Origin of the sequence: Herbidospora daliensis, from assembly GCF_001570585.1 — a bacterium.
In the GTDB taxonomy this organism is placed as follows: domain Bacteria; phylum Actinomycetota; class Actinomycetes; order Streptosporangiales; family Streptosporangiaceae; genus Herbidospora; species Herbidospora daliensis.
In genome coordinates, this window is record NZ_BBXF01000009.1 from 104,473 (window position 1) to 118,342 (window position 13,870).

Below are 13,870 nucleotides of genomic sequence, written 5' to 3' on the forward strand. Positions count from 1 at the left end.
GGTGGTGCCTAGTCGGTGAGGGCCGGCAGTGGGGCCGGGGCGGGCCGGGAGGCGGTCTCGTCCTCGTGGGCCGAGGCGTGGTCGACCAGGCCGTGCTCGGTGAGCTCCCAGTAGTGCCGCCGCGAGGGGCGCAGCAGCTGGAAGAACGCCTTGTACGCCGCGACGCTCATCAGGCCCCAGTAGAGCGGGACGGTGAGCATCGCCCTGACCGCCCGGTGCAGCCCGCGCTCCATGCAGCCGGTCATCAGGCAGTACATCATCAGGAAGTTGCCGAGGATCATCGTCAGCACGCCGAGGTAGAGCACCACGGCCGGGAACAGCGCCTCGATGTACTGGGTGCCGGTGAAGACGTACACCAGCGTCATCACCCAGAAGAACGGGTTGACCAGCGTGGTGAACGTGGAGAAGCCGAGCGTCAGGTGGAAGGCGATCCAGCGGCGGGTGCCGAGCTCGCGCCACAACTTGACGGGGTGGCGGGTGTGCACCAGCCACGTCTGGATGTAGCCCTTGATCCACCGCGAGCGCTGCCGCACCCAGTTGCCCAGGTGGCTGTTGGCCTCCTCCTCGGTGACCGACACCATCATGCGCACGTCCCAGCCGCGCCGGGCGATGCGGATGCCGAGGTCGGCGTCCTCGGTGACGTTGTAGGCGTCCCAGCCGCCCAGCGCGCGCAGCGCGTCGGTGCGGAAGTGGTTGGAGGTGCCGCCCAGCGGGATGGCCAGCCGGTGCCGGTCGAGGCCGCGCAGCGACAGGGAGAAGTTGGTGGCGTACTCGGCCGCGAAGCACTGGGTGAGCCAGTTCGTCCACGGGTTCCAGTACTGGAGCTCGGCCTGGACGCACACCACGCGGTCGGCCAGCAGCCGGAACGCCAGCACCGACTTGCGCAGCTGGTCGGGGTCGGGCCGGTCCTCGGCGTCGTAGATGACGCAGAACTCGCCGCGTGCCTTCTCCAGCCCGACGTTGCACGCCTTCGGCTTCGTCTTCGGGTTGGAGTGGGGGATGATCACGACCTCGAACTGCGGCAGCAGGTCGATCGTGGCCAGCGCGCCGCGGGTGGCGTCGTCGTCCTCCTCGATCAGCAGCAGGATCTGCAGCTTGTCGGCCGGGTAGTCCATCTGGGACAACCGCTTGAGCAGGTACGGCAGCACCTCCGCCTCCCGGTGCAGCGGCACCAGGACGGTGTAGAGGGGCAACATCTCCCGGGGGATGGTGTCGATGTCGGAGGGCTCGAAGCGGAGCACCGGCGAGCCCCACGCGCCGAACACCATGGCGAGCTTGAAGGCGATGACGGCGACGTAGATCGCGGTGACGATCGCGACGGCGGCCTGGCCGTACCAGATCGGGCCGGGGCCCCAGCCGGTGACGACGTGCAGCGTCAGCGCCCCGGCCAGCAGGGCGATCACCAGCGTGCCGGTGACCGCCTGGCCGCGGCTGAGCAGCCGGCGCGCGCTCAGTTCGTCGGGAATGACGGCGGTGGTGCTCATCGCACGGTCTCCGTTCGGATGGCGCGGTAGATCAGGCGGTCGGCGTCCTGGTAGAGGAGCTGGTAGTTCTCGTCGAGGACCGGCGTGCCGTGCAGCGAGGTGTAGACGCCGTCCTCCGCGCCGCGTGACGAGCGCATGTAGATCCAGCGCACCTTGCTGGTGACGGGGTCGGCGAGCGCCGGTTCCCACATCCGGAACGACCCCTCGTAGATGATCTCCCCGAGGGGCAGCTGCGACTGGAAGGTGACGAGCTCGTTGCCGAAGTTCTGCATCAGCACCCGGCCGCCGTCGTAGTTCTCCTTCAGCCAGGTGGCCGAGCCGACGTCGATCCGCCCGCCGGGGGAGTTGAGGTAGGCCACCGGTTCTTCCAGCGTCTTGGTGCCCGGCACCGCCAGCACCGTGGCCGCCACGGCCACCGCCACGAAGGGCCGAGCCTGCTTCATGTACGCGACCAGGAAGCCCGCGAACACCGCCGCGCCCAGCGCCATCACCATGCCGAACCGCACGTTGTAGAGGTCGCCGTGGATCTCGGCGACGTGCAGCGGGCGCTGCCCGGCGTACAGGGTGAAGACGTAGAACGGCAGGAACGCCAGCAGCGCGTACGGCGCCAGCGTGGCGGCGTGGATGCGGTGGCGGGCGAAGTAGAGGACCACGCCCAGCGCCGCCAGGCCCAGCGTCACGTAGCCGATGTCGTCGGCCATCGCGATCAGGTAGGTCTGGGCCGACACGACGATGTCGCCGACGGTCTGGTCGCCGGCGGTCACCCACAGAGACGGTTTGGCGTACTCGCCGACCTGCCAGTAGAGCGGGTGGCCGAAGATGATCCAGTTCCAGCCGCACCAGGCGGCGATGCCGCTGTAGGCGATCACCGAGAAGAAGATCAGGTTCGCCTCGATGTGGGTGTAGCCGCGCCAGCGGCGCAGCGCGGTGTAGCCCACGACGCAGGTGACCGCCAGGCAGAGCACCCAGCCCTCGTAGCGGGTCAGCGTCGCCAGGACCGTCCACATCGAGGAGAGGGCGATCTGGCCGTAGCGGCCGGTCCGGCACCACTCCTGCAGGTGGTAGACCGCGCCCGCGATGCAGGCGAACAGCAGCGACTCGGTCATCGGGGTGGCCTGCAGGTAGAGCGCGTTGGTGTTCAGCGCGAACACCGCGGCCGCCGCGACGCCCGCCCAGCGGGTGCCCGCCATGCCGTCGGCGATCTTGTACAGGTACCGCACCGTGAACACGAACGAGATCATCGACACGATGCTGGAGGCCATGCCGGTCGTGTAGAACCACTCGATCCACACGAACGGCACCGCCAGGACGTGCGGCAACGGCAACCACACGCCGCCGAGCTGGGCGACGCCCGCGGTCGGGCTGTCGACCACGCGGGCCGCGATCAGCACGTGCGAGACCGCGTCCTTGTAGCTGAGGACCACGCCCTGGTTGAAGTAGTAGACCGCCGCCACGACCGACAACACGGCCGCCAGGCCCGTCACCACGGCGAGCAGCGGGTCGTCGGGGGTCAGCGCCCGGCGGGTGCGCCGCCACTTCAGGCCGTCTCTGACCAGGTCGCGGTAGACGCCGGCGAGGCTGGTGAGCGAGCGCAGGATGACCCTGATCGACGCGCCGGTCTGGTGGCCGTGCCGGCGCGGGTAGTGGTTGACCGGGTGTTCGACGATGCGCGTGTGGCCCGCGCCGATCTTGGCGAGCAGCTCCGGCGAGATCGCGGCGGCTTCGCCGGTCAGCGTCAGGTCGTCCAGGAGCTTGCGGTCGAGCAGCTTGTACGCGCAGTCGACGTCGCGGCTGCGGGTGCGCAGCAGCACCCGGTTCAGCTGGGTCCAGATCCAGGCGTTGACCGTGCGCACGAACGGGTCGGCGCGGTGCCTGCGGTAGCCGATCACCCCGTCGGCGCGCTCGTCGCGCTGGACCTGGAGGAAGGTCAGCAGGTCGTCGGCCCTGAACTGGCCGTCGGAGTCGGTGAGGAGGATGCGCCGCATGTCGGTCTGGTCGAGGGCGGCCGCGATGCCGGTGCGGACCGCGCCGCCGTAGCCCTGGTTGACCTGGTGGTGCACCGCGATGACCCGGCCGGGGTGGCGCTCGGCGAGCTCGTCGAGCACCCGTCCGGTCCCGTCGGGGGAGCCGTCGTTGACGACGACGATCCGGTGCTCCATGCCGGCGAGCGTGGTGAGGAAGTCCTCGACCGTTGCCGCCAGGTTCTCCTCTTCGTTGAACGCCGGCATGACGACGGTCACGCCTTCGGTGTATAAGCGCGCGGCGCGCGGGGGCGCGCTGGGAATCTCGAGGGTCACGCGAGGGCCTCGGCCTTCTCTCGGGCCTTCTCACGGGTGGCGAATACGAACTTGTCACATATGAGATAGGTGACAATCGTGCCGATGAGGACACCGATCGCAGCGGAAATGAGAGTCGGCAGGAATGGATGTATGAGGGCGAAAACGCCGGTGTTGACGGCGAGGGACAGCAGTGCGGTGCCGTTGTAGCTCGACCACCTCTTGACGGTGAGCGGGAAACGGCGGTCCCCCCAGGTGAACTTCGAGCTCAACACGAAGTTGAGCTGGGCTGACAGCAGAAAACCGATGGCATCGGCGGGGGTCCACGGGACGCCGGCCGATGCCATTGCGGTCATCGCGAGGTACTGGACTCCGAAGCAGAAACCACCCACCAGGAGAAATCGCACCACACGTAAGTGATAATCCGGAACAATCGCCACTCGTCCCCCACGGCTTGTGCCTGGTGATCGCGGATTGGTACGTGCCAAGCGTCATGAAGTTTCATGACATGCGCGGAAGGGTGGCGTTATCACAGCGTGAACTATAGCTAGCGAGAACTTCTGTAGAGAAGTTAAGAATGTGAACTTCTGACACGGCCGAATGACAATGGCGTGTGGGCCGAATTCCCGTCTTGGAACGGTCCCGGCAGGTCAGGACAGACCTCCGCCGCCCGGCGCAGTCAATACGTGGATTAACGGTGGCGTGTCCTGGCGGGCGTGGGGGACCCGCCAGGACACGCACCGCTCCGCGCGGAGCGGCGAGGATGCCGACGACCCCGGCGAGGGATGGGGTCGTAGGCGCCGCTATTCGCGCGGAGTCACTGGGGCACCGTCGTCTTCTTCGAGCGGTGCGCGGTAGTGGCGTTCGATCAACCGGGCCGCGCCCACCGGGTCGTCGGACGGATGCGTCATCTCGTGACCATCCTCATTCCAGACGAACGACCCGTGCTTGCACCAAACGGTCAGATCGGCCGATACCGACAGAACGGACATCCCATTTCCGTTGCTCTGGTAGGTGTGGGTGAAGCCCTGACGATGCAGCGCGTACCTCAGGAGTCGCGTCGCCTCACAGGGATCGCGCCAGGGCAGGTAAGGCCTACCCGCACGGACCGCCAACACCGGCCCACCCCCATTGGATGGATTTGTACCAACGTTTGGATAATGCGGCGCTCACGCCGTGGGGTCAAGTGGTTGTTCCAAGTTAGACCGAGATCGTCTAGATTTGTTGGCACAAAAGGGTGGATTGAGGAAAGATGGCACGATCGTCGCTCTACCAGCAGGTGGCCGCCGAACTCCGGAAGGCCATCTACTCGGGTGAGTTCCGCCCGGGTGATCAGATCCCCACCGAGACCGAGCTCATGGACGGCCATCAGGTCAGCCGCAACACGGTCCGCCTGGCCCTGGGTGAGCTGGAGAACGAGGGCCTCATCCTCCGCATGCGCCGGCGCGGCACCTTCGTCCGTGAACGCCGCCCCCTGCTGATGCGCCCGCAGGACGAGCTGTTACCCCTCGGCGGCGACTTCCCGCGCTTCGACGCCTTCGTGCACGCCGTCACCTCCGAGGGGCGGGTGGCCGAGCAGAACATAGAAGTCCAGATCGTGCAGCCGCCCCACGACGTCGCGACCCGCCTCGAACTCGTCGAGGACGACGCCCTCACCGTGGTGCGCCGGCGGCTGCGTTACGTGGACGGCCAGCCGTACAACACGAACGACTCCTATTACCCCCTCAAGCTGGTCGCCGACTCCGAGATCGTGCGTCCCGGCAACATCACCCGCGGGGCCAACCGGGTCCTGGAGGAGCTGGGGCATCCCCAGGTCCGTTTTGTCGACGACATTTCGGCACGTATGCCAACTCCGGATGAATCGACACGTCTACAGCTAGAACCCGGTACACCAGTTCTCGTCTATGTCCGTGTCGGGTACGACCCTGACGAAGCACCAGTCAGGGTCGCCGTGTCGGTGCTCCCCGCCGACAAGCATCTGATCAGGTACGAGCTGGAACGTCATTGACCGAACTCAGGCCGTCCATCTAGGACCGCCTCACCTGTGGTCGCGCCGCGAGCGCCCCCCGGGCCGCGCTCGGGGCGGCGCTCGCCTGTGCGTGAAACGCCGCCACCGCAGGTATCAGGCCTGCCTTTTGGCATTGGGCCGTTAATTACGGGCTGTTAGCCCTCCCTTTCGTCCAATCAGGTCGTGCTTTAGGGGCGACGGACGCCGTGCGCACCTAATTGGTCACTCTCAGTAATCACACGTAAACCCGCAGCAACGAAGGGATCCCCCATGCGCATCGACACCCTCAACCTCTCCGCAGAACTTGTGCTTCGCCGGGCGGACGCCACCGACCTTCCCGACGTGCTCACTCTTCTCGCGGACGCGGCCAGGTGGCTGGACGGCCTCGGCGTCCGCCAGTGGCCGAGCGGCGGTTTCCCGGCCGCGCGCATCTCTCCCCTGATCGACGAGGGAGTCCTCTACGTCCTGACCGTCGGTGACGAAACGGCCGCCGTGATGGCCCTCGACGACCACGCCGACGCCGAGTTCTGGACACCGGCCGACCGTCCGGAATCGGCGTTCTACGTCCACAAGCTCGCGGTGAACCGGGCCCACTCGGGCCGGGGTCTCGGCGAGGTGCTGCTCGACTGGGCCGGCCTTCGGGCCCTGGCGGCCGGGCGGCGGCACGTGCGGCTCGACTGCTCCAAGGAGAACGACCGCCTCCAGGGCTACTACCTGGGGCAGCGCTTCCGGCACGTCCGCACGGTCGACCTCCCGCACCGCGCGTCGGGGGCGCTGTTCGAGCGTCCGGCGGGGCTGCGCGGCGGCCGCACCGAGGCGAGGGTGCGCGATCTGACGGCCGCCGGAAAGGTGCTGCTGACCCACTGAAGAGGCGCGATGGGACCCGCTACTGTTCCCCCATGACCGGACCGTTGCTTGAAGTCATCGCGCTCGACGTGCGCGACGCCGTGGCCGCAGAAGAGGGCGGCGCGGATCGCCTGGAGGTCGTGGCCGACATGTCCGTCGGCGGGCTCACCCCGCCGGCGGAGACGGTCGCGGCGATCGCCGAGAAGTGCACGTTGCCGCAGATGGTGATGGTCCGGCTCGACGCCGGTTTCACCGCGGGCGACGAGGAACTTGCCCGGTTGCGCGCCCAGGTGCGCGAGATGTCCGAGGCCGGCGCCGCCGGTTTCGTCTTCGGTTTCCTCACCGCCGACGGGGCCGTCGACCTGGCGGCCACCGAGGCGCTGATTCACGCGGCCGCCCCGCTGCCCTGGACGTTCCACCGCGCGGTCGACCACGCGGCCGACGTCCAGGCGGGGTGGCGGGCCGTGCGGCTGCTGCCCAACCTGGCCACGATCCTGACCTCCGGCTCCCCGCGCGGGGTGGGCGAGGGGCTGCCGGTGCTGCGCACCCGCGCCGAGGCGGGCGACGCGGCGCTGATCATGGCCGGGGGCGGGTTGTCGTTCGACCACGTGCCGGTGCTGCTCGACTACGGGGTCAAGGCCTTCCACATCGGCAGCGCGGCCCGCGAGTCGTGGTTGTCGGCGGTCGACCCCCGCCGGGTGGCCCGCTGGCGCGCGCTACTCGACGCCTAGCCCGCGCAGCCGCGCCGCGAGTTCGTCGCGTTCGCGGCGCAGCCGGATGACCTCGAACTCGAGCTCGATGATCCGGCGGACGGCCGCGAGGGTCATGCCCTCGCCCATCAGGACGACCACCTGCCGGATCTGGCCGATGTCGTGGCGGCTGTAGCGGCGCTGGCCGCCGGCCGACCGCTGGGGCGAGACCACGTGCTGCTGGTCGATGCGGCGCAGGAACGCGTGCTGCACCTCCAGCATCGAGGCGACCTGCCCCACGCTGAACATGGGGGCGAACTCGTCGTCCATGGCCGACAGGCCGACCGGGTAGGCCCCCGGCAGTTCGGCGCTCATCCGCCCCCTTTCCCGTTCAGCCGTTGATGGCCCGGTGGCCGGTGCTGATCACGATCTTGCGCGGCTTGGCCTTCTCGAGCACCGGGATGCGGACGGCCAGGACGCCGTTGTCGTAGGCGGCCTCGATGGCCTCGGCGTCGAGGTGCTCGGAGAGGTAGACCCGCCGGGTGAAGGTGCCCATGACTCGTTCCCGCACGAACAGGCGCTCGCCCTCGGCGAACTCCTCCGAGCGGCGGGCCGAGACGGTCAGCACGCCCCGGTCGACGGTGACCTCGACCGAGCCCGGGTCGATGCCGGGAAGGTCGAAGCGGAGGACCACGTCGTCGGCGCGGCGGATGCCGTCCATCGGCATGACCGCGGTGGTCTCGTCCTTCGTGTATTGCCGGGTCAGCTGACTGAACTGCCGCTCGAACTCCTGCACGAACGGGTCGATCGACGTCAGCAACATCGCGCATCACCTCCGAAGATCCGGGAGGCCCCTGTGGGCTCCCGTCAACCTGTCTCCTGTCAGAGAGAGAACCTACAAGCAGAGTTATAGGTTTTCTGCCGGAGGGCTGTCAAGTCCCAGAGCGAGATCGGCCCGGCGCAGCGCCGCGACCAGGGTCTTGATCGTGGCGGGCTCGTCGAGGATCCCGCCCTCCTGGCGGCTGGCCTGCCAGGCGTCCACCCGCGCTCTGTACTGGTCGTAGGTCGCCAGGTGGTGGGCGTACACCACCGCGAAGCGGCTGACCAGGTGAGAGGGGTGCATGTCCCAGCCCTGGTAGTAGCCGTGGGCCAGCGAGTGGCGGACCGTCTCGGCGTGCCGCCGCCACAGGGCCAGCACGTCGGCCTTGGCCCCCGAGGCGGGCGCGGCGGCCAGCGAGCCGTCGGAGAGCTCGACGCCCTCGGGGTGCAGCACGGTCTGCATGACGTGGCGGGCGTGGTCGCAGGCCGGGTGGTCGAGCCGCTGCTCATGCGGCGGCAGGCCACAGGCGGCGGTGTAGTCGAAGACGCCGAAGTGGGCCGCCTTCAGCCGTCCGCGCAGACCGGCCACCAGGTCGGGGGAGCGCTGGAGGAACAGGATCGTCTGCGGCGCCTCGACCTGCATCTCGAAGCCCAGCGCCGGCAGGCCCAGGTCGTGCTCGATCTCGGCCAGCGCGCGGGCGAACATGCCCAGGTAGGACTCCATCAGCACCTTGGGAAAGGTGATCACGAAGCCGCCGGGCAGACCGCCCTTGAGCTCGACGACCCGCGCCAGGAAGCCGCGCAGGGTGCGCAGCGACCGCCCGGGGTCGCCGTCGGCGAACGACTTGATTCGCAGGCCCCAGCGCCGGGGGAGCGCCGGCATGGCCGCCACCGCCTCGGCGGCCCGCAGCGTGTCGGCGTCCTCGTCGGCGCCGGTGTAGCCGTCTTCGAAGTCGATCCGCAGGTCCTGGATCGGCTCGCGGGCCAGCGTGCGCGCCACCCGGTCGTGGACGTCGCCGCCGAACAACTCGGCGAACTCCCCGGGCGTGGTCAGCGCGAGCAGGCCGGCGGCCTCCGCGCCCCAGTCGGCGACCGTCGAGGCGGTCAGCAGGTTGGCCGGTACGTAGACGGTGTGGACCGGCTGCCAGGCGATCTCCCTGACCGGGAAACGCGCCTGCTGGGTCCGGTGGACGTTGTCGAAGCCCGCGACGTTGATCTCCACGAACCGACCCTAACCCCGGCCGATCACCCCCGGCCCATCGCCTCCAGCATGGCCGCCCGCCCCACCAGCTTGACCCGCTCGCCCCGGTCGAGGGTGCGGGCCAGCTTCTCCTCGGCCTGCTCGATCGCCAGCCAGTCGGGATAGGTGATCGGCCGCACGCCGCGCTCCCGCAGCAGGTCGTCGACCCGCGTCTGCCGAGGGCTCTCGGCCACCGAGGCCAGCAGGGTGCGCACGGTCTCGGCCGCGTCGGACTTGTTGGTGCCGATCACCCCGGTCGGGCCGCGCTTCAGCCAGCCCGCCACGAACTCGCGGTCGCGGACCCGCCCGGCCACGTTGGGCACGGTCATGGTCTCCTCGGAGAACGGCACGCTCGGCAGCGCCACGCTCTGGTAGCCGACCGAGCGCAGCACCATGTCGGCGGGGATCGTCTCGAACTCGCCCGTGCCCACGACGCGCCTGCCGTCGAGGCGGGTGCGCTCCAGGCGTACCCCCTCGACGTGGGAGACGCCGAGGATCTCGACGGGCCGCAACCAGAAGCGGACCTCCAGGCGGCGGGGCCGGTTCTCCGGCACCCGCGCCGACCACGACTGGAGCACGTCGACGTTGCCCCTGATCTGGCGGCTGAGCTCGGTCAGGTCTTCGCAGGCCACCTCGTCGGGGAAGGTCAGGATGTCGGCGTTCAGCAGGTCGCCGAGCTCGCGCAGCTCCTTCAGGGTGAACTTGGCGTGCTGGGCGCCCCGCCGGCCCACCATGTGGACCCGCTTGACCTTCGACTCGGCCAGCGCGGTCAGCACGTTGTGGGGCACGTCGGTGGCGCGCAGCTCGTCGGCGGTCTTGGCCAGGATCCGGACCACGTCGACCGCGACGTTGCCCACCCCGATCACCACGACGTCTTCGGCGTCGAGGGTGAACTCGGGGGCGTCGGGGTGGCCGCAGTACCAGTTCACGAAGTCGGTGGCCGCCACGCTGCCGGGAAGATCCTCCCCCGGTACGCCCATCCTCCGGTCGACCATCGCCCCGGTGCAGTAGACCACCGCGTCGTAGCAGGTCAGCAGGTCGTCGACGGACAGGTCGAGGCCGAGCTCGACGCCGCCGAGGAACCGCACGCCCGGGGCCTCCAGGACCCGGCGCAGGTAGGACGCGATCGACTTGATCGACGTGTGGTCGGGCGCCACCCCGTACCGGACCAGCCCGTAGGGCGTGGGCAGGCGCTCCAGGACGTCGACCTCGACCGGGCCGGGGGACTGCTTGACCAGAGCTTCGGCGGTGTAGATCCCGGCCGGGCCGGAGCCCACCACAGCCACACGCAGCGCCACGGGGATGCCTCCTTGCAAAGAAGCCGCTCTCCGGATTCTTTACCCATCCGGGGCCGGGTAGCCAGTGCGATATTGGGGGTTGCGCCACATCTGTTCCGCGATCACAGTTGGACCTCGTGGGCGGAGCGGGGAAACGGCGACGGCGCACCGGCGAAAATCCGGGTGCGGATGGCACGGGAGATGAAACGCTCCCCGACATGAGATTCCACCGCGACGAGATCGGCGCGCGGCGCTACGAGGCCTTCGGCCGCGTGATGGCCGCCTTCGCGACCGAGCCCGAGATGATGGAGACCTGCCGCGACCTGGGCTGGTGGCCCGGGACCGACGGCTGGGAGATCGAGTGGCGCGAGGGCCCCTTCGCGACCGAGGTCGCCGACCTGCTCATCGAGCGGGTGCGCGAGCCCGGCTTCCCCGGCCCCCTGGTCGGCCCGCTCGCTCCCGTGACCCAGCTCTGCGCCCGCCTCGACGTGATGGGCGTCAGCTTCGACCTGCGGGCCATCGACCCGCTCGGGCTCGACCGGATGCGGGCCCGTCCCGGCGTGTGGCGGTTGTCCGAGGCCCTCGACCCCTCCCGGCGCACCGGATCGCGCCAGCCCTGGGAAGAGCTCCTGGGCGGGTGATCCTTTTTGTCCGCTTATAAACTGAAAGTGCTGTACGCGGACATCGCTCGGGGGAATCGATGGTCTGGGCTTTCAGTCGGAGCAAACACGGCCCACTAGGCCCTGAACAGGAATTCATCGCACTCGACCGGCGCGATCGGCGCAGCCAGTGGTACCTGCTGGCGGCGCTGGCCGGCGGCGCCCTGGTGGGTTTCATCGGCGCCGGCCTCTCCGGCTCGGCGCCCTTCTGGCTCATGGCCGTGTACGACCCGTACATGATCATGGTGCTGGCCGTCGTCGTCGGCTCGGGCGCAGCCGGGTTCGGCTGGGCCTTCCTCAACAGCTGCCTGGCCGCGTTCGGGGCGCTGATCGGCCAGATCACCGCCGGCTCGGCGATCCACCACGACGCGCCCTTCGCCGGGCTCGGCTCCGCGCCCGGCGGCCTGGTCGTGGGCCTGGGCATCATCGCCGCGCTGGGCCCCCTCGGCTACGGCGCGACGCGGTGCGACCGCATCGGCGGCATCTGCTACGGCCTCACGGCGGGCGTGTTGTTGTCGATGACCGCCGAGGAACTGCTGGCCCTCTCGGACGAGTGGCCCTACGCCCTGACCACCTCGGCGGTGTTGTGGGCGGGCTTCCTGGTGCTCTTCCGCCGCCGCATCGGCGACCGCGTCTACGGGGCCGTGATCGGACTCGCCTACAGCGCCGGATACGGGTTGGTGCTTCAGGCGCTCTGATTCTCGGTAGCCTTTTACGACTACAGCAGCCCTATCGAGGAGTAGCCGTGCTTCTGCGGATGTCGACCCTGTTCCTGCGCACCCTGCGTGAGGATCCGGCGGACGCCGAAGTCCCGAGCCACAAGCTCCTGGTCAGGGCCGGGTACGTCCGCCGCGTCGCGCCCGGCATCTACTCGTGGCTGCCCCTCGGCAAGATCGTCCTGGAGAACGTCGCCAAGGTCGTGCGCGAGGAGATGAACGCCATGGGCGGCCAGGAGGTGCTCTTCCCCGCCCTGCTGCCCCGCGACTTCTACGAGGCCACCGGCCGCTGGACCGAATACGGCGACACGCTGTTCCGGCTGAAGGACCGCAAGGGCAACGACTACCTCCTCGGGCCCACCCACGAGGAGATGTTCACCGACATGGTGAAGGGCGAATACTCCTCCTACAAGGACTATCCGGTCACGCTCTACCAGATCCAGACCAAGTACCGCGACGAGGCCCGTCCCCGCGCCGGCATCCTGCGCGGCCGCGAGTTCGTCATGAAGGACTCCTACTCCTTCGACCTCGACGACGAGGGCCTCAAGCGCAGCTACGAGAACCATCGGGCGGCGTACATCAGGATCTTCGAGCGCCTCGGCATCGACGTGAAGATCTGCTTCGCGACCTCCGGCGCCATGGGCGGCTCGGCCTCCGAGGAGTTCCTCGCCCCCGCCCCCACCGGCGAGGACACGTTCGTGGCCTGCCGCACCTGCGGCTACGCCGCCAACGCCGAGGCCGTCACCACCCCCGCCCCCGCCGCCTTCACCGGCGAGCGCGCGGCCCTGACGGTGCTCGACACCCCCGACACGCCGACCATCGACACGCTCGTCTCCTACATGAACGAGCACCACGGTTTGCGGATCACCGCCGCCGACACGCTCAAGAACGTGGTCGTCAAGGTCGTCACGCCCGGCGCGAAGGAGCCCGAGACCCTGGTCATCGGCGTGCCCGGCGACCGCGAGGTCGACTTCAAGCGCCTGGAGGCCGCGCTGGCCCCCGGCGAGCCGGCCATCTTCGAGGCGGGCGACTTCGCCAGGCACCCCGGCCTGGTGCGGGGCTACATCGGCCCGCAGGTTCTCAAGGAGCTCGGCATCCGCTACCTCGTCGACCCCCGCGTGGTCGACGGCAGCGAGTGGGTGACCGGCGCCAACGAGCCCGGCAAGCACGCCGCCCACGTGGTCGCCGGCCGCGACTTCGTCGCCGACGGCACGATCGAGGCCGCCGAGATCCGCGCCGGCGACGCCTGCCCCGTCTGCGGCAGCGACCTGTCGATCGACCGCGGCATCGAGATCGGCCACATCTTCCAGCTCGGCCGCAAGTACGCCGACGCCGCCCAGCTCGACGCCCTCGGCCCCGACGGCAAGCCGATCCGGATCACCATGGGCTCCTACGGCGTGGGCGTCTCCCGCGCCGTGGCCGTCATGGCCGAACAGCGCCACGACGCCCTCGGCCTGGCCTGGCCCCGCGAGGTCGCGCCCGCCGACGTGCACATCGTCGGCACCGGCAAGGAGAACCAGATCGAGATCGCCACGAAGATCGCCGAAGAGCTGGAGGCCAGGGGCCTGCGCGTGCTCCTCGACGACCGCCCCCAGGTCTCCCCGGGCGTCAAGTTCAAGGACAGCGAGCTCCTCGGCCTCCCGACCGTGCTGATCGTCGGCCGAGGCGTCGCGAACGGCGTGGCCGAACTCCGCGACCGCGCATCGGGCGAACGAGCCGAAATCCCGCTCGACGAGGCCGTAGAGAAGGTCATCGCAGCCTGCGCCTAGCGCACACCGCCGCAGACTTGACGGCGGACGTGGCCACCGCCGAAGGTGCGGCCCTCCGACACAGCGAGGGGCGGCTCGTCACTATGG

The 13,870-nt window shown here is 69.4% G+C and carries 14 protein-coding genes; 6 read left to right on the top strand and 8 right to left on the bottom strand.

Features of this window, described 5'->3' with window-relative positions:
• Positions 1 to 8 precede the first annotated feature (8 nt).
• The 4 genes from AW274_RS34405 to AW274_RS40860 all read right to left on the bottom strand — a co-directional run bounded on the left by AW274_RS34405 (position 9) and on the right by AW274_RS40860 (position 4,752).
• On the bottom strand, positions 9 to 1,484 hold the full coding sequence (locus AW274_RS34405) for a glycosyltransferase (protein ID WP_083975325.1): 1,476 nt from the start codon (positions 1,482 to 1,484) through the stop codon (positions 9 to 11).
• Positions 1,481 to 3,724 carry a glycosyltransferase family 2 protein gene (locus AW274_RS34410; protein WP_198169546.1) on the bottom strand — a complete coding sequence of 748 codons (2,244 nt, stop codon included), beginning with the start codon at positions 3,722 to 3,724 and terminating at the stop codon, positions 1,481 to 1,483. The genes AW274_RS34405 and AW274_RS34410 overlap by 4 nt, the downstream gene beginning before the upstream one ends.
• 53 nt (positions 3,725 to 3,777) lie before the next feature.
• On the bottom strand, positions 3,778 to 4,200 hold the full coding sequence (locus AW274_RS34415; protein ID WP_198169547.1) for a GtrA family protein: 423 nt from the start codon (positions 4,198 to 4,200) through the stop codon (positions 3,778 to 3,780).
• Positions 4,201 to 4,563: 363 nt separating this feature from the next.
• On the bottom strand, positions 4,564 to 4,752 hold the full coding sequence (locus tag AW274_RS40860) for a hypothetical protein (RefSeq protein ID WP_157520893.1): 189 nt from the start codon (positions 4,750 to 4,752) through the stop codon (positions 4,564 to 4,566).
• 260 nt (positions 4,753 to 5,012) lie between these two features.
• Between AW274_RS40860 and AW274_RS34420 the strand changes: the two genes are divergently transcribed.
• The 3 genes from AW274_RS34420 to AW274_RS34430 all read left to right on the top strand — a co-directional run bounded on the left by AW274_RS34420 (position 5,013) and on the right by AW274_RS34430 (position 7,345).
• Complete coding sequence (locus AW274_RS34420) at positions 5,013 to 5,768, top strand: GntR family transcriptional regulator (protein WP_062441785.1); 756 nt, start codon at positions 5,013 to 5,015, stop codon at positions 5,766 to 5,768.
• Between the two features lie 270 nt (positions 5,769 to 6,038).
• A complete protein-coding gene (locus AW274_RS34425; RefSeq protein WP_063813850.1) occupies positions 6,039 to 6,635 on the top strand; it encodes a GNAT family N-acetyltransferase in 597 nt (198 codons plus the stop codon).
• 32 nt (positions 6,636 to 6,667) lie between these two features.
• Positions 6,668 to 7,345, top strand: a complete 678-nt coding sequence (locus AW274_RS34430; RefSeq protein WP_062441788.1) for a copper homeostasis protein CutC — start codon at positions 6,668 to 6,670, stop codon at positions 7,343 to 7,345.
• Here AW274_RS34430 and AW274_RS34435 read toward each other — a convergent pair.
• The 4 genes from AW274_RS34435 to AW274_RS34450 all read right to left on the bottom strand — a co-directional run bounded on the left by AW274_RS34435 (position 7,331) and on the right by AW274_RS34450 (position 10,660).
• Positions 7,331 to 7,678 (bottom strand): MerR family transcriptional regulator, encoded by a 348-nt coding sequence (locus AW274_RS34435; RefSeq protein ID WP_062441793.1) that lies wholly within the window; start codon positions 7,676 to 7,678, stop codon positions 7,331 to 7,333. The two genes, AW274_RS34430 and AW274_RS34435, sit on opposite strands and share 15 nt — an antisense overlap.
• A gap of 16 nt (positions 7,679 to 7,694) precedes the next feature.
• A complete protein-coding gene (locus tag AW274_RS34440; protein WP_062441796.1) occupies positions 7,695 to 8,126 on the bottom strand; it encodes an Hsp20/alpha crystallin family protein in 432 nt (143 codons plus the stop codon).
• An 84-nt stretch (positions 8,127 to 8,210) separates the two neighbouring features.
• Positions 8,211 to 9,344 carry a DUF6986 family protein gene (locus tag AW274_RS34445; protein WP_062441799.1) on the bottom strand — a complete coding sequence of 378 codons (1,134 nt, stop codon included), beginning with the start codon at positions 9,342 to 9,344 and terminating at the stop codon, positions 8,211 to 8,213.
• Positions 9,345 to 9,367: 23 nt separating this feature from the next.
• Positions 9,368 to 10,660 carry an FAD-dependent oxidoreductase gene (locus AW274_RS34450; RefSeq protein ID WP_083975328.1) on the bottom strand — a complete coding sequence of 431 codons (1,293 nt, stop codon included), beginning with the start codon at positions 10,658 to 10,660 and terminating at the stop codon, positions 9,368 to 9,370.
• A gap of 197 nt (positions 10,661 to 10,857) precedes the next feature.
• Here AW274_RS34450 and AW274_RS34455 point away from each other — a divergent pair, with 197 nt between their 5' ends.
• From AW274_RS34455 to AW274_RS34465, 3 genes are read left to right on the top strand one after another with little or no spacing between them, the layout of a single operon-like run.
• Complete coding sequence (locus tag AW274_RS34455) at positions 10,858 to 11,280, top strand: hypothetical protein (protein WP_232320621.1); 423 nt, start codon at positions 10,858 to 10,860, stop codon at positions 11,278 to 11,280.
• Between the two features lie 59 nt (positions 11,281 to 11,339).
• Positions 11,340 to 11,996: a hypothetical protein gene (locus AW274_RS34460; RefSeq protein ID WP_062441804.1), complete on the top strand. Its 657-nt coding sequence runs from the start codon at positions 11,340 to 11,342 to the stop codon at positions 11,994 to 11,996.
• A gap of 47 nt (positions 11,997 to 12,043) precedes the next feature.
• Positions 12,044 to 13,783: a proline--tRNA ligase gene (locus tag AW274_RS34465; protein WP_198169548.1), complete on the top strand. Its 1,740-nt coding sequence runs from the start codon at positions 12,044 to 12,046 to the stop codon at positions 13,781 to 13,783.
• Positions 13,784 to 13,870: the final 87 nt, after the last annotated feature.